This window comes from Capnocytophaga bilenii, from assembly GCF_017565765.1.
GTDB lineage: Bacteria > Bacteroidota > Bacteroidia > Flavobacteriales > Flavobacteriaceae > Capnocytophaga > Capnocytophaga bilenii.
The window spans coordinates 300959-320786 of sequence record NZ_JAGDYP010000003.1; the positions used below are offsets into that span (position 1 = coordinate 300959).

Here is a 19828-nt window from a genome sequence, read left to right on the forward strand (position 1 = left end):
GCCCTAAAATACATCGCATTTAGATAAGCAAAATGTTAAAATTTTTATTATATTGCATATATTTTTTTGATGTGTCTAAAAATGTTGTATATTTGCACCGAATTAATTAATTAAATGAATAACCATAATGAAAACATTCTTTACTGCTATTTGTTTAGCAATCAGTGCCATAGCACTTGCTCAAGAAGGTACTTTCAAGGGGCATATCACTTCTGATGACCTTCCTTTAGAGGCCGTATCAGTGCAATTAGAAAGCAATAACATTAAAAAATGGACAACCTCCAACCGAAAAGGTGAGTTTTCCTTGTCCCTCCCTGCGGGTGAATATCGCCTAAAAGTACTTTCATTAGGCTATATACCCTATAACGATAAGGTAACCATTACCGCAGGCGAAACTACCGAGCAAAATATCGCTCTAAAAGAAGATGTACTCGGTATAGACGAAGTTGTTATTACCGCCACCAAAACCAAAGAAAACCGCAAAGATGCCCCTGTGCTGGTAAGCATAACCTCACAAAAAGAGCTTACTATTGTAAAAGCTCACAGCCTTATCGATGCGTTAGTATTTCAACCCGGCTTGCGTACCGAAGTAAACTGCCAAAACTGTGGTACTACACAAGTGCGCATCAATGGTATGGAAGGCTCCTACTCACAAATCCTCATCGATAGCCGCCCCATATTTGGTTCGCTCAATGGCGTTTATGGCTTAGACCAAATCCCTGCTAATATGATTGAGCGTATTGAAGTAATTCGCGGTGGTGGTTCAGCACTCTTCGGCTCTAATGCTATCGCAGGTACTATCAACGTTATTACCAAAGACCCTATCAAAAACGAAGCACAAGCAGGTATCGTAAGCAACCTCATTGGTGGTAAATCTGCCGACATCATAAGCACCTTCAACGGCTCTATTGTAAGCGACAATTATATGCGAGGCATTTCTTTCCACGCCTTCAACCGCAATCGCCAAAGTTACGATGCCAACGGCGATGATTTTAGCGAAATTACACGCCTACAAAACCTAAATGCAGGGGCTAAACTTTTCAACCACTTCACCGACCGTCATAAATTTACTGCCGAACTCAATATGAGCGATGAAGACAGACGCGGAGGGAATAAATTAGACCTTCCAGAACACCTTGCCGACGTTGCCGAAAGCATCCGTACCAAAGTAATAGGAGGTAATGCCAATTACGACTATTTCTCAGCAGCCTACAACCACAAACTATCAGCCTACGCTAGTGCCGAACGCACACGTGCCGATAACTACTACGGCAGCTTCGATGGTACCGATATAGAAAAATCAACAGGTAATTATGGTCTTACCAAAGAACATATCTGGGTACTCGGCGGGCAACACACCTACTACCTGCCCACCGCTAAAGGACAGTTGCAACTCACTTCAGGAGCCGAGTTCAACCACGATGTCCTTTCAGAAACACGACAAAACCCCAATATTTTCGCTATAAATCAAAAATCGAACACCTTTGGATTGTTTAGCCAAGCCGACTGGAAAATATCACCTAAATTCAAAGTTTTAGGAGGCTTGCGTTTAGACCACGTCAATGCTTCTCTACTTAAAGAAAGCATCACCGTGCTAAACCCTCGTGCAAGTGCTCTTTATAATATCAACGAAAACTTTATTCTACGCGGAAGTTACGCACGCGGTTTCCGAGCTCCAATGTTTTATTCAGAAGATGTTCACGCCGAGCTTATTGAAGGGGATATACGCCGCGTAAAATTAGCCGAAGACCTCAAAAAAGAAACTTCCGATAGCTATACAGCCTCTTTCGAGTATAATCATACCCACGACACTCACCAGCTTATCGCTATGATTGAAGGATTTTACACCGCCCTACACGACCGATTCGATTATGAAGAAATAGGCAAAGAAAACGGCTTCCGTGTAAGACAAAAAATCAATACCGATGGAGCGGTCGTAAAAGGGGTAAATATAGAAGTGAAATATAGCCCTAATCCCAAATGGCAATGCCAACTTGCAGCTACTATGCAAAGTGCTAAATACAACAGCCCTCAAACTCCCGAAGATGGTATAACTTCCGATGAAATATTGCGTACCCCCAACCTATACGGAAACCTAATGGCTACCTATCGCCCTGTGCCACAGTGGAATATCAACCTCGTTACCGTATACACAGGCAGTATGAAAGTACCTCATAGAACAGGTTATATCACCGAAAACCGATTGGAAACTACTAAAGGAATGGTTGATTTTGGGCTCAATACTTCTTATGAGTTCAAATGGAAGAAATTCTTCCCGTTAGAAGTGAGCTGCGGTGTTAAAAATATGTTCAACCAATACCAAAACGACTTTGATAAAGGTGCCGACCGCGATTCCGATTACATCTACGGACCTTCACTACCACGAACTATCTTTGTAGGACTCAAGATAAAATAATTTTTTTCATCGTGCTACTGCAGCCATAAAAGCCGCAGTAGCACCTTTTTTTTGCCCTATATATTTGCGATTGATAGCCCCTATAACCTCACGCTTTTCAGCATTGGTTACCAGTTCGCCCATAACTTTCTCAAAACCCTCAGCCGAAGCCACCGAAATGACCCCACCTAAGCCAACCAGCTCACGTGCTTCGTTAAACTTCTCGTAATTCTTCCCTATCACTACAGGAATACCAAAAACGGCAGGTTCCAGCACATTGTGCAAGCCCTGCGTACCCATACCGCCGCCCACATAAGCCACATCGGCATAGCTGTATATTTTCGTCAGCAATCCCACCGTATCAACGATAAGCACTTCGGCAGTAGTCAAATCGGCAGTATCCTTTTCGCTGTAAAGCACTACTTTTTTATTGAGTTTGTCCCGTAACGCCCCTATCTCATTAGCGTGAATGTTATGAGGCGCTATGATAAACTTCACATTCTCGCATTGGTTGATAAAATTTGCGTAAATAGCCTCATCTAAAGCCCACGAGCTGCCAAAAACCATACATAATCTATCTCCCTTAAAATGCGCTACAAAATCCAACTGATTATCGCGCTGCAAAATTTCATACACCCGGTCAAAACGCGTGTCGCCACTCACCGTTACATTCTCAAAACCCAAACCGCTGAGCAGCATAGCCGAATCCTCATTCTGTACAAAAAAGTGAGTAAAGCAGCGCAAGCCCTCACGCATCACCCCGCCATACCATTTAAAAAACGCTTGTTCGGAACGAAAAATCCCCGATAGCAGGTAAGTAGGCACGCCAGCGCCCTTTAGCGTATGCAAATAGTGCAACCAAAACTCATATTTCACAAAAATAGCCATCACAGGGCGCACAGTCTCCACAAAACGCTTCGCATTGGCAGTCGTATCAAGCGGTAAATAAACAATCAGGTCGGCATCTTGGCTATTTTTGCGTACTTCATAGCCCGAAGGAGAGAAAAACGTTACCAAAATGCGATAACCTTGCCCCCTAAGTGCCTTAATGACAGGCAACCCCTGTTCAAACTCACCGAGCGAAGCCGTATGCACCCACACATAACGCCCATTAGGCACCAATCCCGAAGCGAGCCTATCCCACACCACCTTACGACCATTCACAAACAAACGAATTTTCTTATTAAAACAGCCCACCAGCGGCAACAATCCCTTTATAAGGTAGATAATAAAGGTATAAAGTTTCAGAATAACAAATGAAAGTAATTTCACAACGATAAAAGAATATAGTTTTTTCAGCCGCAAAGATACGAAATAAAACCCATTGTACACCCCTTGTTTATCTTTTGTTCAAGCGAAGCTTCAGCGAAGGATGAGCGAAGGAAAGTCGGCAAGCTCACACCTAAAAAACTAATCATTAAAGTTTTAATCATTAAACATTATTTTGTATCTTTGCAGCTATAAATTACAAATAGCTAAAAATCATTCTACAATGAAAAAAATACAAATGGTAGACCTACACGGTCAGTATAACCAAATCAAAAACCAAGTACAAGACGCCTTTGCTGAGGTATTAGAAAGCACTGCCTTTATCAACGGGCCTCAAGTACAACAATTCCAAAAAGAGTTAGAGCAATATTTAGGAGTAAAACACGTAATTCCCTGCGCCAATGGTACCGATGCCCTACAAATAGCAATGATGGGACTCGGATTAAAACCTGGTGATGAAGTGATCACTGCCGATTTTACTTTTGCCGCTACTGTAGAAGTAATAGCACTGTTGCAACTCACCCCAGTGCTTGTAGATGTCTATGACGATACTTTCAACATCAATGTAGAAGCCATCGAAAAAGCCATAACACCGCGCACCAAAGCGATTGTACCCGTACATCTTTTTGGGCAGCCAGCCAATATGGAAGCGGTAATGGCATTGGCAAAAAAGCACAACCTATATGTAATTGAAGACAACGCTCAAGCCATAGGTGCCGATTACACTTTTGCCGATGGACGCACCCAAAAAGTAGGTACCATAGGGCACGTGGGGGCAACCTCGTTCTTCCCTTCCAAAAACTTAGGTTGCTATGGCGATGGAGGAGCTATTTTCACCAATGACGATGAGTTGGCTTACACACTGCGAGGCATCGTCAATCACGGAATGTACGTGCGCTACCACCACGATGTAGTAGGAGTCAATTCAAGGTTAGATTCCCTGCAAGCAGCCGTATTGCGTGCCAAGTTGCCTCATCTAAACCAGTACAACCAAGCGCGCCGCAAGGCAGCCCAAAAGTACGATGAGGCGTTAGCTCACAATCCCAATATCGTAACCCCCGTGATAGGCGAAGGCTACGACCACGTTTTTCATCAATACACGCTACGCATTCTCAATGGCAAACGCGATGCTTTGGCACAAGCCTTTACAGAAAACGGAGTGCCTTTCGGTATTTATTACCCCATACCCTTGCACGCCCAAAAAGCCTATGCACGCTCCACCTACAACGAAGCCGATTTTGCCGTTACTAACCAACTCGTGCAAGAAGTAATTTCATTACCAATGCACACCGAGTTAGACGATGAGCAAATAGCATTTATAACTGAGCTTATAAACAAAACAGTATAACCCTAATATAATAATGCAACAAAAAAAGTGCGAGCCTCAAAAGCCCGCACTTTTTATTTTTATAGAAGCACGATTGCACCACCTCCCCCCCTTTGCACCACACACTTTGGCAAACTTTAAGAGTTTGACAAAGTTAATTATTGCACCACCTCTTCCTTTTGGGGCAGGGGGATGTTCATTCACATTGTAAGGGCGATTGGCAAATCGCCCTCACAAAACAAAACCTTTCAGACAATCTCTTTTTATTTTTATAGAAGCACAATTGCGCCACCTCCCCCTTTTGAAGGAAGTCCGCGAGCTGGCGCAGCGGAGTATGTGTTAAGGGGGGATGTTTATTCATATTGTAGGGGCGATTGGCAAATCGCCCCACAAAACAAAACCTCTCGAACAGCCTCTTTTTATTTTTATAGAAGCACGATTGCGTCACCTCCCCCCCTTTGCACCACACACTTTGGCAAACTTTAAGAGTTTGACAAAGTTAATTATTGCGCCACCTCCCCCTTTTGAAGGGGGGCAGGGGGGATGTTTAAGAGTTTGCCAAAGTATGTAATACAAAAAAACCTGTCCGAAAAGTTTCCTCAACCTTTCGGACAGATTTTTTTTACTAATTTCCTAATTCAAAATTCAGAATTCAGAATTCAAAATTCCTAAAATAACAGTGGTATAACAAATAGCGCTACAATAGCCGCTATAATACCATATACAAACATTGGCACGGCAGTAGTCTTGATAATCTTTCCTTCAGCCTTATCAATTCCCAATACCGAGCATACTGCGATAATATTATTGATACAAACCATATTACCCATAGCACCCCCTACCGATTGAAGAGCCAAAATAAGCGGTACCGATAAGCCCGAAGCCATTGCTACCGAGTATTGTACCCCACCAAAGGTAAGGTTCGATACCGTATTAGATCCCGAGAAAAACGCTCCTATAGCCCCTAAATACGAAGCAAATACCGTCCAATATTCACCAGTAGCATTTGCCAATCCGTGTCCGATAATCTGTACCATCGAGTTTTCGCCTCCTATAAGCATCACATTCACCATTATTAAGGCACCCACCAAAGCCAAAAACGGCTTTTGTACCTGTTTAAAAGTAGCCGAAAACAAACTACTCGATTGTTTAAATGACAGTGAAAAAACAGGAATAGCAATAAGCACTGTAATTACAAAAGGAATCAAAGCAGGCACGTATAGCAACTTGTAGCTCGCACTTTCAGTAGTCGTAAAAATATCACTAAGCGAGAAGATAAGTCCCTTGCTTAGGTGAAAATTACCCAAGTCGCCAAGGTTCAGGCTGAAAAGCTCCGATGAATCATTAAGCATCGCTTTAAAAGGCAATTGTTTAATACGAGTGATAGCCAGCATAAGAATGAGCGAAGCCGTAGGGAAAAGAGCTTTTAGCAATAGCGGTGTGCTCACTTTCTCGTGATGCATACTGCCTTCGTGAGTTTCGGTATTCTTCGATAAGCCAATACCAGCACTTGCCAAACCTACCGAGATAAACAACCCTATAGCACCTCCCACCAAAGAAGGAAACTCGTAGTTAAACCACGCTATAGCCACATAAGGAACGGTACAAGATAGAATACTAAGGATTATAAAAAGAAGATTTTGGCGTATTTGTTTCCAGCTTACAATTACTTTGAGTGCCAAAATAGGCACTACAAACGCCGCTATAAAGTGAATAACAGCCGTAATCTGTCCTATTTCAGAAAGTTGTGTATCGTTGATGTCTCCTTTGTTGATAAGCGTCCCAAAACCAAACCAAGTAGGAGTACCTACGGCTCCAAATGATACGGGTACCGAGTTCATTATCAAAGCAAGTATCGCAACCTGCAATGGGCGAAACCCTAACCCTACCAATAAAGGTGCTGCAATAGCAGCAGGAGTACCAAAACCACTCGCTCCTTCAATCATAAAAGCAAATGCCCAGCCTATGATCATCAGTTGGGCTACTGGGTTCGGACTGATATTACCCAGCCAACGGCGCATCACATCCATAGCCCCCGACATTTCCATCATTCGGTTGAATAAAACGGCACCAAAAATTACGGTGATAGGAGTCATTACTGATATTAATGCCGAAACAACATTTGCATTTAGCGTCAATAAATCACCATTAAAATAAAAATACTGAATAGCATAAACCAATGCTGCTATAAGTGGTAATGCTATATATGAAGGCAAGGCGTTGCGCTTTACCATCAAATAAATAAGAAGTACAATAGGTAGTACACTAAGAATTAAAGCCATAGTACATTTTTAATTTTTTCTTTTCAGAGCGCAAAAATAATACTTTTTTAATAAAATGCAATCATAACGAAAGAAAAAATATCAAAAACAAAGAAGTTTATTTTTTCACCATCCTTGCTCCGAAGAAAAAGAGCAGGAGCACAACAATACCCATCATCCACCATAACAATGTGTTAGCTTCTTTTTGGTCGTCATTGGGGGTACTTTTTTTATTACTATCAGGCTTTGTTTTTTGTGTTGAAGTAAGAGTGCCAAAACTTACGTTTGTAAGCTGTTTCGGAATATCTTTTGTAAAATAGGTGATATCATAAGTAGGTGCGTAATCATTAGCTTTGCCAAAAGCCAAGTAATAACGATACCCCTCGCCTGCAAAGCGTGCCGTAAAGGTATAAGGCAGAGCATACACCGCCACGCCCTTTATGGGCAACGGCTGGTTATCGGCGTTAGCAATCTCTATTTGTAGTGTTTTTACAATTTCGGGATTAAAATAAAGGGCATTAGAGGTTCTTGAGCTCAGTACTCCTGTGCCCAAAAGCTGATAATTATCAGCGAGGACTTTCATATAGCGGTAATAGTCGTAATTAGCTTCCACCGCAACCGATATTTTTGCCAAGCGCATTGCTTCAGGAAGCTGTATGCGCAATATCGTTCTTTTTAGAGTATCCTCATTGCGCTCAAAATCTACTTCTTTTCTTACCGAAGTACTATCCACAAAGCCTGTCCGCTTATTGGTAAGGATATAATTGTTGCGGTCTACTATATAAGGTATCTCAATAGTATCAACTGCCGATACCCCATAGATGCGCAAATCGTCATAGTCGCTTTTTAGCTTCCCAAAGACAGCTTCGGGCAGTACTACTTTGTGCCACTGTTGGGCTCCTACGCCTGTTATTTCCTGCTGATAATCATAAGAAAAAAGCTGCCCGTAGGCAGTAGTGCCTACAAGCAGCCATAGTATGTACAATAATAATTTCTTCAAATTCATCAGCGTTAAAGCTAAGGGTTATTTGTTTTGAGCATCAATTACCGCAAGAGTAGCAAGATTTACCATCTCTTCGGCGGTAGAACCCAGCGTACAGATATGTATCGATTTAGAAAGTCCCAATATCACAGGCCCTATAGTATCTAAGTGCTGTGTTTCTTTCACCACTTTATAGGTAATATTGGCAGCTTCCAAGTTCGGGAAGATAAGCACATTTGCCCCTTTGCCATTATTTAGCTTAGAGAAAGGATAATTTTTAGCCAATTTCTCAGGATTGATAGCAAAGTCAGCTTGTATTTCACCATCTACTACCAATTCAGGGTGGTTTTTATGCAAGTAAGCCACTGCTTCACGCACTTTTAGAGTACTTTCCGAAGTCGCCGAACCAAAATTAGAGTATGACAACATCGCTACCGAAGGCTCCTGACCAAATATCTGTACAGATTTTGCGGTAAGCAACGCAATATTAGCCAATTCAGTTGCCGAAGGATTGATGTTGATAGTCGCATCCGAAAGGAATAGAGGACCCTGTTTGGTGAGCATAATGCTCGCAGCCGCTATACGATTTACCCCTGCTTCTTTAGGGATAATTTCTAGTACAGGCTTAATAGCGTTAGGGTAGGAGTGTGAATAACCTGTAATCATACCATCTGCCTGACCTGTATACACCAGCATCGTACCAAAATAATTGCGTTCCAGCATCTGGTGTTCTGCCACTAATTCTGTGATACCTCTTCTTTCGCGCAGTTTTAAGTATTGCTGTGCAAAAGCATCACGGCGTTCTTTTTCGTCATCGCATTTAGGGTCTATAATCTCCACTTCGCCTGTAAAGCCTATTTCTTCTTTTAGAGCAGTAATTACATCTTTGCGCCCTAATAGTATAGGGATAGCAATGCGGTCTTCGTACACTCGTTGCGCAGCTTTTAGCACTTCCAATTGGTCTGCTTCCGCAAAAACAATGCGCTTAGGATTGCGTTTAGCACGATCTTGCAACAAACGTATTTCTTTGCTGCCCACCCCTATGCGTTCCATAAGTTCCACTTTGTAGGCTTCCCAGTCTGTAATAGGTTTTTGGGCTACGCCTGTAGCGATAGCCGCTTGGGCTATTGCAGGGGGTACTTCGTGTATAAGGCGAGGGTCAAAAGGTTTAGGGATAATGTAGTTTTTGCCAAATACGAGGTTTTCACCCCCGTATACTAAGCTCACTTGCTGTGGCACAGGCTTTTTAGCGAGTTCCGCAATAGCTCGTACGGCAGCCAACTTCATCTCCTCGTTTATTTTCGTAGCACGCACATCTAATGCCCCACGGAATATATACGGAAATCCTAATACATTATTCACCTGATTAGGATAATCCGAACGACCTGTAGCCATAATGATATCCTCACGGGTGTTTATTGCTAGGTTGTAATCTATTTCTGGGGTAGGGTTTGCCATTGCAAATACAATAGCATCTTTAGCCATCGAAAGCAACATTGCAGGGGTAAGCACATCACCTTTTGATAAGCCGATGAATACATCAGCCCCTTTCACAGCCTCTTCCAGAGTATGTACATCGCGGTCTGTCGCAAATTCAGCTTTTTGGGCAGTGAGGTTTGCCGCATCTTTCCTGATGACCCCTTTGCTGTCGCACATCACAATATTGCGAGGGTCAGCACCCAAAGCCACGTACAAGCGCGTGCAAGAGATAGCCGCAGCACCCGCACCATTCACCACAATGCTCACCTTGCTAATATCTTTACCCACAATCTCCAGCGCATTAATAAGCGCAGCTGCCGATATGATAGCCGTACCGTGTTGGTCATCGTGCATCACAGGTATATCAAGTTCCTCTTTCAGGCGGCGTTCAATCTCAAAAGCCTCAGGAGCTTTAATATCCTCAAGGTTTATCCCCCCAAACGTAGGTGCAATAGCCTTTACCGTGTCTATAAATTTGTCTACATCGGTAGCATCTACTTCTATATCAAATACATCAATACCTGCAAATATTTTAAATAGCAATCCCTTGCCCTCCATTACAGGTTTTGAAGCGTCAGCCCCTATGTCGCCAAGCCCCAATACAGCAGTACCGTTAGAGATTACTGCCACCAAGTTACTTTTAGCGGTATATTTGTAAGCGTTGCTCTTATCAGCTGCTATGGCAAGGCAAGGCTCTGCCACACCAGGCGAGTATGCCAATGCCAAATCGTGTTGAGTTGCGTGTTTTTTAGTCGGTACAATGGCTATTTTACCAGGTTGTGGAAACTCGTGGTAATGTAAAGCCTCTTCTTTTTTGCGTGTATCCATTTTTTTTCAAAAATTGGTTATAATAATTATTCAGGCGGCAAAGTTACGAAACTATTAACAAATTCAAAATCCAGCCCCCATAATTCAAAATTCAGAACCCATAATTCAAAATTCAAAATTCAAAATTCAGAATCCAGCCCCCATAATTCAAAATTCAAAATTCAGAATTCATAATTAATAATTCATCCAAGTATTCCCTGCTGTTAGATAAGCGTGGCACTTTGTTCTGTCCACCCAGTTTTCCTTTCTCTTTCAGCCATTTGTGAAACAGTTCAGGGCGCGCAATATGCACTTTTAGCATATTCAGCGTCATATTGTTATAACGCTTAGCCTCATAGTCCGAATTTAGCTTTTGTAGTTCGCTATCTAATAGCTCGGCAAACTTGTCGATGTCTTTCGGAGGCTTGCCAAACTCTATTAGCCACTCGTGTCCTCCTTTTTCTTTATCTTGCATAAAAATAGGTGCCACCGTATAGTCGCTAATACTACTTTGGGTAGCAGTACAAGCCTTTTTCAGAGCCTGTTCCGCATTTTCTACGATTAATTCTTCACCAAAAACATTGATAAAATGCTTCGTCCTGCCCGTAATTTTGATGCGATAAGGCGACAGCGAGGTAAAACGCACCGTATCACCTATAATGTAGCGCCACAAGCCCGCATTGGTACTAATCACCATCGCATAGTTTTTGCCCAATTCCACTTCGCTCAGCGGAATAGCTTTTTCTTCCGAAGTGCCAAAAACATCCATCGGTATAAATTCGTAAAAAATACCGTAATCAAGCATCAGCAACATCTCATCCGATTCGTTGCGGTCTTGTATAGCAAAAAAACCTTCGGAAGCATTATAAGTTTCATAGTACCGAAAAGTTTCCGAAGGAATTAGGCTGTGATATTGTTCTTTGTAAGGAATAAAGCTCACCCCGCCGTGAAAATAAACCTCCAAGTTAGGCCACAATTCCAAAAGATGCCTTTTTTGGGTGGTTTCCAATAAGCGGTTTAGCAATACAAGCATCCACGAAGGAACGCCCACAAGGCTCGTTACATTTTCGTCTTTAGCCTCGTTTATAATCGCTTTCATTTTGCTTTCCCACTCACTCATTTGTGATGTTTTGTTGCTTGGCGTACAGCTCCATTCAGCCCAAAAAGGAAGATTTTCTATCAGTATTGCCGATAAATCACCAAAATAAGTACCATTTTGCTCATATAGTTGCTTGCTACCCCCCAATCGCAAACTTTTACCCCTAAACAATCCCGAATCCTCGTTGTTGTTCAAGTACATACAAAGCATATCTTTCCCCGATTTGTAGTGGCAATCACGCAAAGCCTCCTCGCTTACAGGTATAAATTTACTCTTAGCGTTGGTAGTACCGCTACTCTTGGCAAACCATTTTATAGGGCTGTGCCAAAATATGTTGCGTTCACCGCGCCTTGCTCGTTCTATATAAGGCTCAAAGGCTTCATAAGTTGTCAAAGGCACTCGCTGGGCAAATTGTTCGTAATTCTTGATTTCTGAAAAGTGATATTGCTTGCCCAATTCCGTATCTTGGGCAGCACTTATAAGGGAAGATAATACGCGCTCTTGCACTTTTTCGGGTTCTAATACAAACTCTTGTATTTGGCTAATGCGGCGTTTTAAAAACCACGATGTAATGGTATTAAGCATTTAAAATACTAATGATTAGGATTAATGATGAATTATTAATGAAAAATCGCACAAAGATAATAAAAGTTTTTTAATAAGCAAAAAAATAAAACTGCCCAGTGCACATTATTTTATTGCCTTAGTATCAAAATTGTAAATCGCTGTAGTAGCTTATCATTAGCTGGTAGTCTTTGCCGAATTTGCTCAGGATACCCGTTACCCTCACTTTGCCTGCGGGTACTTTTTCGTCTTTAAATAGGGCACTATTGCTGGTGCGCAACAGCAAGCTCTTGCCATTGCTATCTATCAGCTTGTAATTAGTGCCGGCACCGCTCTTTTTGTTACTCACGTAAAACGACTTGCCCACCGCTCTTGCCTCAAATTGCACGTTTTTAATGCTGAATAATTTGCCCACATCAGCATCGCTCACTTCTAGTGAATTTAAAGTTGTAGTTAGTTGGGCTACAGTCTTTTTTTCGCTCAGCGCAAAGAGGTGTTTCTCTACGATGGCTTTGGGCATATAGCCCACACTTTGGTAGCCTTTCTTGCTTTTATAGGTTTCATAACCTATTGTTATAACAGCGTTGTTTAGCTGAAAGCTCAAGTCTTTTAATAATACTCGTACTTTGCTGCCCAGCGGAAATTGAGTGTAAATACCCTCATCGGCAAGGGCTATAACAATGCCTTGTGTATTGTCAGCATTTTGCAAATATAGCTTTTTGGTGATGTTCCTACCCTCATCGCTGGATATTACATAGCCTTCCACCGCTTCATCATCGGTATAAGTAGCTATTGATGAGGAAGTTTTGGCTTTTAGCTGCGCAAAACTGATGATAGAGCCTGTATATTCGGGTACAGGAGCGGTAATATCGGGTATTTGGTAGTCATTGTTCTTTACGCAAGCACTTATCGCTAAGCCGAAAAAGCATATAAGTAAGAATTTTAGTTGCATTATTGTATTGGTTATAAAGTTACTGATAGGTTTGCCATATAAGTACGCCCATAGCCTATAAAATAGCGGTTGCCAAAGGAAGGCGTCCGTTGGGCGTTGTCCTGCACCATCTTTTTGTAGTTGGCAGTACGGGCTTGTTCAAAACCACCTGCTAAAAACGAGCGGTCAAAAAGATTGTTGATGCTAAGCATTAGGTAGGTATACGTTTTCTTAAATCGCCACGATTTGCCCACAAGTGCATTGATTGTCATCACATTGGCTAATGACTCTTGTGCCAATAGCTTTCGGGCTAAAGAGCGGTCTATATTATCAAAAGGACGATGAGTAGCGGGGTCTATAAAAAACTGAGATGTGCGATTCAGTGCCGATAAAGCAACGTAGTTGTTAGTGAGATAGTTGGCGGTAGCACTTATCCACCAATTACTCTTGGGGCTGCGGTATTCGGCACCAAAGGCATAAGCCTGCTGTGCGCCATTAGGCAGGTGGTAGTTCTTTAGCCATACTTTGTCTATCGTCTTATTCACCCCAGCCGATGTAATGTGTAATGAAGGATTGTTGCTGTAGATGTGTTGCCCTATTGCTGCCACTACCGATACTTTTACAGTGGGCAATAGCATCGCTTCGGCACCTATTTCTATCCCTAAGTGTTGTTTTTGTATTCCTTGAATGGTTTGCGCTACAAAGTCGCGGTCTATTTCATCAGTCAGAGCAGCTTCGGTATAGAAAAAGTTGTTTTCCGAAGCGTTTTCTATGGTAGTGAAGTATGCCGTAGCCCGCCCTGTAAGTTTCGGTAAGCGTACCAAATAGCTCACATCGGCAGTATAGGCACTTTCAGATTTTATATGGGGTAATAAGCCGTTAGAGTTTCGCACATTGTTATAGAGGTTGCGAAGAGGTTGGGGGGTACTGAAATAACCCGCGTTTAGCTGCAATAACTGCCTGCCCGTAAAGGCATAAGTAGCCCCCGCTTTTAGGCTTATGCCTTTTTGCGTAATAAGGCTGCCTTTGCCATAGCTATCAGGGTAAGAAGGATTTGCAAAATTACCTTCACGCTGCGTTTGAGTGTCAAAGTAACGCACTGCGGCAAATAGGTCTAATTTGCCCAATTTGCTTTCCCATTGCGCAAAGCCTTCCGCTATATGGCTGCGAAGGTTGTAATCGTAGTTCCATTTTTCGCCCACTCCCTTGCGAAGATTCTTGTCAAGAATATTGTAAGGAGTATGCTCAAAATAATCGTAGTTCATAAAAAATTGCCCGCCCAATAGATCTTCTACCAAAGCGTAGTTACCAGAATGAATATTGCGATACACTATTCCCGACGAAAACTTCGTATGGCTGTTAATAGTTGTGTTGTAACTCACATTTACAGTGAAGGTACGCTCTCTCATTACATCATTACTTACTATAAATGAGCTACGCCCATCGGTAGTATTTTTATTGGCACGATATAGTGCCACCCAGTCCAATTGCGAATGACTCAAAAAGTAATTCTTTTGCTCATTAGCCATTGCCCAATTAGCACCATTAGCGTTGTTGATGTAATAACTCGGTAACAACTTGTAGTAGTTAGGTTCAGGATTGGTGGCATTGGCATAGCTGATGCGTGTATTGCCAATTTCGCCAAACTGATAGCCTAAATCTATATTCAGGCGGGCATCTTCTTTTTCATAGATATATGATAGTACAAAAATAGGTTCCGAAACAATACGATTGCGTGAGTTGCGCATCACACCCCTTTGGGTTCCCCAGTAAGGATTGTATCGGTATCTTACCAAATCAATTACCTCGCGGGTCAGCGGTGATGTTTTACCCCTATTTACAGGCGAAAACAAACCTATAAAGTTAAAACTATGCGCTGCGGTAGGCTGATATTCCACAGCCGCACCAAAAGCATAAGCGTTGTAGTGCGTACCCTCTGCCCAGCTACCGTTGGCTGCCCAGCGGCGTGATGCCGATAAGCTATATGCCCATCCGTTGCGCAGCAAGCCCGAATGGTAGGTAACCATCAGCCGCCCTGCATAGCTGCGGTTGCTTACAGAGGAGGTAAGGCGTATGCCTGCCCTGTTTTGCGAAGCGCGCACACCTATATAGTTACTGCCATTCATACCCCCAAAACTATGGTTTGATTTTTCTAAACCGTTGCACACCTCTTGGTTGCGCGTTAGGTCGTTCAGTCCGCTCCAGTTAGCCCATAGAGGGCGTCCGTTTTCTAAGCGGTTCATAGGGATGCCATTCAGCAACACGTTCACGTCTTTAGCATCGTAACCACGTTGCCTAAAAAAAACCGTACTAAAATCAAAAGCAGCGCGCCTTGTAAATACATCTTGCCAGCTATGTAGCAAAGCCCCTGTAACATCAGCTTGGTCGTTGTCCAATTCGTTTTCGGCAATCATTGTGAGCTGTTCTTCTTGCAGGTCATTGCGCAGCATAGCCACTGTGGGTAGTGTAGTAGTAAGTTCGTCATTTATAGAGTATACTTCTTCGTGTGGAGTATAGCCTTGCAGGGTGAAGAGAAGGAGAAAATCGCCTGTGGGTAGTCGTAAAGAGTAGTTTCCTTTAGCATCAGTAGCAGTTTGTCGCAGAGGGTGTTTTACGGTAATTGTTACTCCTTGCAAAGGGAGTTGTGTTTGTTGGTTAATCACAGTCCCTTCTATCTTCATCATTTTCACCTGCGCCATTGTAGGGAGTGATAGTAGTAGTAATACATAAAGAAAGTTTTTTAGTGGCATAAGTGGTATAATGATTAATGGTTAGATTAATTTTACAAGGCAAAGGTACGAATAATATTCAGCATTTGCAAGAAAAAATGTTTAAAATTCTAACCGCTGGGGTAAAAAAGAAAGAGCTACACGGGAGTGTAGCTCTCCCCCGTCTCTATTATCTGAATATAGAAGATGAAAAAATTATTTTAAAAATCGATTCCGAAGCCAGCTACGGTATATTCGGGGTGGGTAACGCTTTGCAATACGTATATATGGAAAAGCCAGCTGTATGTCACTTTAGTGTTCTTGATTCTGAATCCGCCAGCACCTAAGTCTTTAAATCGGTTTAGTACAGTAAGGGCTGCAGCTTTTATGCGGGCATTAGCTGGAAGATTCCAGCTACTTCCACTTGTAGCTTCAGTAGCTGTACCTGTAAAGTACAATTTATTTCCACGTACTTCGTAAGGGCATATCAAATAGATAAATTCGTTGCGCCCTGAGAATTTATAAGCTACTTGCAAATGTATTTTGTTATTATCTCTGTCTATTTCTCCTATTCCGAAGTTTACGAAATTAGCAGGGTTGCTACCGGCCTCTTTCATCACACGTATATAGTTGTTGTAAAAATAAGGTGCAGTATACTGGTGTTCAAAGAAATATGAGCTGCATATCCAAGCAGATATGGGACCTACAGTAAAATCTTTATAATCATTACCAAAGAAAGAATCGGGCGGATTTACACGATAGTATAGTTTTACAGTTACACCACCATTGGTTGCTTTATAGCTAGGGGGAGTGGTGGAGGTGTCTTTGGTAAGCTTGGTAAATTCTTTCCCTTGGAAGGTAACAGCAGGTTTGAATACCAAACCATCTTCAAGGAGTGATGCACCTGCGGTTATTACTTCTTTTCTAGGGTCGTCTAAGCTGGTAAAGCTTGCCTTGCGATAGCGAGTTGAGCCCATAGTGTAGTTTTCGGTACCTTCAGGTCCCGTTACTTCTACTACATAGTGAAAGCGGTCTTTCATTATATCTACAAAGTTACTCCATTTGTTACCTATATTTGCCCACTCTTCAGGGGTAGCTTTTTCAAAATAAACGAACTGCTCAGTAGCCGAGCGTTGGGTTTTGAATTTTAGCTTATCACCTTCTTTCCCGTAGTAAAGGAATTCAAATTCACCATAAAATCCTTTGCCTCGTTCACCTTTATTAGAGTCGGCAAGAATGTGAAGGTGATTTTTGCTTACGAAAGATAGCATAGTACCTTGTCCTAATAATATTTGGTATTGGCTCGTGGTTACAGAGCTGGTACCATTTTCAAGGTTTATGTCAGACGACATTTGCACAAGCCCGTCATTAGTAAATTTCATTAGGACATTGTATCCCCCAAAGTATTCGGTATTGGTGAAATAGGTAAGTCGCCAGCCGTTGGGGGCAGAGGTGAGCTCGTGGCGCAGTTCGGCTTGTTTGTCTTCAAAACGCTGCGATGCGTTCTTGCCAAACAAGTCCTCTGGCTCGTTCTTTTGGCACGAGGTAAGTGCCAAGCTCGCTAAAAGGGTTATTAATAAAAACTTTCTCATTGTTCTGTCTTTTTTAAGTTATATATGCACTAAAGGGTCTATCGCAAAGCAGCTATCATTTTATCTTCTACTTTAGCTTGTAGCTCATAGATGTCTATATTCCATTTTTTCTTGAAATAGTCTGCTACAAAGGCTTCTTTACGGCGTATAGCAGCTTTACCTGTAGCACTGCTAATAGCATCTACGCGTGCGTCCCAAGCAGCACGTGAGCCGCTTAGCATTCCCGAGGTGATTTCAGCAAAGTCTTCTTTGTCATTAAGCATAGAGTAGGGGGTGATAAATCCCGCTTCGTTAGCTTCGGCAGTAGATACGTTGTACCAAGTACTAATGTATCCATCTGGGGTAATCTTTGCAAAATCAGGGTCGTAAGGTTTCTTTTGATTGATAATGTGGCAATACTCGTGCTGAATAGTGTGAAAGTATTCACGAGTAGCACGCTGATTGCGTTTGTCAAGCAAATCTACCTCAAAAAGCGTAATTTTAAGTCCGCTATCTGCTATCCCCAAGGTACGTGTACCACTGCTGTTGTAGTTATGCCCCCCAATGAGTGCTATCTGGCGGGGTGCTATTTCTTTCACAAAGTTAGGACCTGCAATCTCGGTATAGGCATCTATCCACACACTACGTACAATTTCCAACAAAGGGCGTACTTTGCTTTCGGTAGGGGGGTATAAGTAACGGCTGTTGTCAAAGTCAGAATCTACGTATCTGTAAGTTACAGTAATATTGTAAGGGCGTGTGAAAGTAGCGTCAATATATTCGTCAAGAGCAGTACGAGCTACAATACTTTCTTTAAGCACACTTTCAGGGTTAAGTGTTTCTTTATCGTTGCAAGCTGTCAGCACAACGGCTGCAAGGCTCATTATTAGGCTTTTCTTTTTCATAGTGCTTTATATTTATTATCGTGGGTTAGGAGCTACACCTGCGTTAGTAGCATCTATAGGTATTTGCAATTCACGGCGTTTGTCGTCTTTGTTTAGTACATACACATTACCCGCGCTACCTGCTTTGTGTTCTATGGTCATTCCAAGGCGTTTGTTATCAAACCAGCGTAATCCTTCAAATAAAAATACCATACGGCGAATGTCCATCACACATTGTAACAGCTCACGTCTTTCTTCAGTAAGTTGTCTTTCGTAGTAAGGGTGAAAAACGTCTCCTTGGTCGCCATAACCTTCGCGCACTTCCGATTCGGTAACCGCAAAATCATCAGGAATGGTTTGGCGTGTTTTTTTACGCATAAAGGTTATGAAATCGTCTAAGAATTTTTGCTTTTGGTCTGTCATTACATAAGCCTCTAAGCGGTTTAGGAACGCTTCGTCATAAGTAAGTACAGCCACCATATTATATCGTTCGCCTATACCTATAGATACGTTTTCGTATTTAAAGTATTCTTGAAACTTAGGTATATTCCTGTAATCGTCAAGACCGTAGAAAGAATAAGCCCAAGTAGCAGGATAGCCCATTTTTTTTAGTGGCATAGCCGCTGTAATAGCATCCGAAAGTTCTAAGGTAAGCCCGTATTTGTTACTCGCAAATTCGTCGTTGAACGATGACATTACGCTCATTACTAAGGCGTTAGCAGGCTCATCAGCAGCCGAGTATCTAAGTGCTTGCTCGTAGTAGCCTAAGCCGCGTTGTCCTTTTATATCGCGCAATTTAGGAGTAGGATCGCTACCCAAAGCGGCATTAGCGTGAAATATTACCCTGTCCCACTCACCTTTCATTAGGTAAAAACGGCTTGCGAATACGTGTGCCGCTTCGGTAGTGAAGTGGTAGCGAGCTTTTTTGTACTTAGTATTGTCTATCAGTGGCAACCCTTCTTGTAAGTCGCGCTCAATAGCATCGTAATATTCTTTTAATGAGATGCGTTTGTAGCGTTCAAATACGTGAGTTTCAGGAGTAACCACATAAGGCAAGCCAAGGTCGGCAGCAGCGGTACTAGGGTTATATGGCTTGCACCATAAGAAACCCAGCATAAAGTGGTTGTAAGCACGTGCCACAAGGGCTTCACCCTTTAGGTAGTCAGTATTTCTGCCTCCACCCAGTTTTTTCACTTCTTCCAAAGCCTGATTGGCACTTGCTATCGCTGCCCAAGTCTTATTCCAAAAGAACGAAGGTGTGTCATACAAATTTACATCGTTATTGCTGCGCCAAAAGTACATATCAGCATTCACTTTAGAGTTAGAACCTAAGTTTACCTTATCACCAGCGTTGTCGCTCATCGCTTCGCAAATACCCATATAGAGACCTTCTGGATAGGCAGAAACTAAGAGTTCTTGCACATCCTCTGCCGAATCCAATTCGGCACGAGGATTAGGCGACTCGTCCAAAAACTTGTCGCAAGAGCTCAGCGTTACAGTCATTGCCGCTGCAGCTATATATGTATATAAATAATTTCTTTTCATTGTCGT

12 protein-coding genes are annotated in these 19828 nt (G+C 42.4%); 2 read left to right on the forward strand and 10 right to left on the reverse strand.

Annotated elements, in window-relative coordinates; translation table 11 throughout:
• The first annotated feature begins 127 nt into the window (after positions 1 to 127).
• On the forward strand, positions 128 to 2416 hold the full coding sequence (locus J4N46_RS05820) for a TonB-dependent receptor (protein WP_208058510.1): 2289 nt from the start codon (positions 128 to 130) through the stop codon (positions 2414 to 2416).
• Positions 2417 to 2422: 6 nt separating this feature from the next.
• Here the strand turns inward: J4N46_RS05820 and J4N46_RS05825 are convergent, their stop codons facing one another.
• Positions 2423 to 3667 carry a 3-deoxy-D-manno-octulosonic acid transferase gene (locus J4N46_RS05825; protein WP_208058511.1) on the reverse strand — a complete coding sequence of 415 codons (1245 nt, stop codon included), beginning with the start codon at positions 3665 to 3667 and terminating at the stop codon, positions 2423 to 2425.
• Between the two features lie 220 nt (positions 3668 to 3887).
• On the opposite strand from J4N46_RS05825, the gene J4N46_RS05830 reads away from it, so the two are divergent.
• Positions 3888 to 5012 carry a DegT/DnrJ/EryC1/StrS family aminotransferase gene (locus J4N46_RS05830; protein WP_208058512.1) on the forward strand — a complete coding sequence of 375 codons (1125 nt, stop codon included), beginning with the start codon at positions 3888 to 3890 and terminating at the stop codon, positions 5010 to 5012.
• A gap of 647 nt (positions 5013 to 5659) precedes the next feature.
• Here the strand turns inward: J4N46_RS05830 and J4N46_RS05835 are convergent.
• The 9 genes from J4N46_RS05835 to J4N46_RS05875 all read right to left on the reverse strand — a co-directional run bounded on the left by J4N46_RS05835 (position 5660) and on the right by J4N46_RS05875 (position 19822).
• Positions 5660 to 7273, reverse strand: a complete 1614-nt coding sequence (locus J4N46_RS05835) for an L-lactate permease (RefSeq protein WP_208058513.1) — start codon at positions 7271 to 7273, stop codon at positions 5660 to 5662.
• 97 nt (positions 7274 to 7370) lie between these two features.
• Positions 7371 to 8252 (reverse strand): hypothetical protein, encoded by an 882-nt coding sequence (locus tag J4N46_RS05840; protein ID WP_208058514.1) that lies wholly within the window; start codon positions 8250 to 8252, stop codon positions 7371 to 7373.
• Positions 8253 to 8276: 24 nt separating this feature from the next.
• Complete coding sequence (locus J4N46_RS05845; protein ID WP_208058515.1) at positions 8277 to 10541, reverse strand: NADP-dependent malic enzyme; 2265 nt, start codon at positions 10539 to 10541, stop codon at positions 8277 to 8279.
• A 154-nt stretch (positions 10542 to 10695) separates the two neighbouring features.
• Positions 10696 to 12204, reverse strand: a complete 1509-nt coding sequence (locus J4N46_RS05850; RefSeq protein ID WP_208058516.1) for a GH3 auxin-responsive promoter family protein — start codon at positions 12202 to 12204, stop codon at positions 10696 to 10698.
• Between the two features lie 124 nt (positions 12205 to 12328).
• Positions 12329 to 13135, reverse strand: coding sequence for a DUF5689 domain-containing protein (locus tag J4N46_RS05855; RefSeq protein ID WP_208058517.1), 807 nt, complete (start codon positions 13133 to 13135; stop codon positions 12329 to 12331).
• A gap of 11 nt (positions 13136 to 13146) precedes the next feature.
• Complete coding sequence (locus J4N46_RS05860) at positions 13147 to 15864, reverse strand: carboxypeptidase-like regulatory domain-containing protein (protein ID WP_208058518.1); 2718 nt, start codon at positions 15862 to 15864, stop codon at positions 13147 to 13149.
• A 179-nt stretch (positions 15865 to 16043) separates the two neighbouring features.
• Positions 16044 to 17414, reverse strand: a complete 1371-nt coding sequence (locus tag J4N46_RS05865) for a DUF4302 domain-containing protein (protein ID WP_208058519.1) — start codon at positions 17412 to 17414, stop codon at positions 16044 to 16046.
• Between the two features lie 38 nt (positions 17415 to 17452).
• Positions 17453 to 18298: a zinc-binding metallopeptidase gene (locus J4N46_RS05870; RefSeq protein ID WP_208058520.1), complete on the reverse strand. Its 846-nt coding sequence runs from the start codon at positions 18296 to 18298 to the stop codon at positions 17453 to 17455.
• 15 nt (positions 18299 to 18313) lie between these two features.
• On the reverse strand, positions 18314 to 19822 hold the full coding sequence (locus J4N46_RS05875) for a RagB/SusD family nutrient uptake outer membrane protein (protein ID WP_208058521.1): 1509 nt from the start codon (positions 19820 to 19822) through the stop codon (positions 18314 to 18316).
• Between the last annotated feature and the right edge of the window lie 6 nt (positions 19823 to 19828).

Coding starts and splice junctions, on each gene's coding strand:
- J4N46_RS05820 (WP_208058510.1), top strand. CDS start 128: ATGAAAACATTCTTTACTGCTATTTGTTTAGCAATCAGTGCCATAGCA.
- J4N46_RS05830 (WP_208058512.1), top strand. CDS start 3,888: ATGAAAAAAATACAAATGGTAGACCTACACGGTCAGTATAACCAAATC.
- J4N46_RS05835 (WP_208058513.1), bottom strand. CDS start 7,273: ATGGCTTTAATTCTTAGTGTACTACCTATTGTACTTCTTATTTATTTG.
- J4N46_RS05845 (WP_208058515.1), bottom strand. CDS start 10,541: ATGGATACACGCAAAAAAGAAGAGGCTTTACATTACCACGAGTTTCCA.
- J4N46_RS05850 (WP_208058516.1), bottom strand. CDS start 12,204: ATGCTTAATACCATTACATCGTGGTTTTTAAAACGCCGCATTAGCCAA.
- J4N46_RS05855 (WP_208058517.1), bottom strand. CDS start 13,135: ATGCAACTAAAATTCTTACTTATATGCTTTTTCGGCTTAGCGATAAGT.
- J4N46_RS05860 (WP_208058518.1), bottom strand. CDS start 15,864: ATGCCACTAAAAAACTTTCTTTATGTATTACTACTACTATCACTCCCT.
- J4N46_RS05865 (WP_208058519.1), bottom strand. CDS start 17,414: ATGAGAAAGTTTTTATTAATAACCCTTTTAGCGAGCTTGGCACTTACC.
- J4N46_RS05870 (WP_208058520.1), bottom strand. CDS start 18,298: ATGAAAAAGAAAAGCCTAATAATGAGCCTTGCAGCCGTTGTGCTGACA.
- J4N46_RS05875 (WP_208058521.1), bottom strand. CDS start 19,822: ATGAAAAGAAATTATTTATATACATATATAGCTGCAGCGGCAATGACT.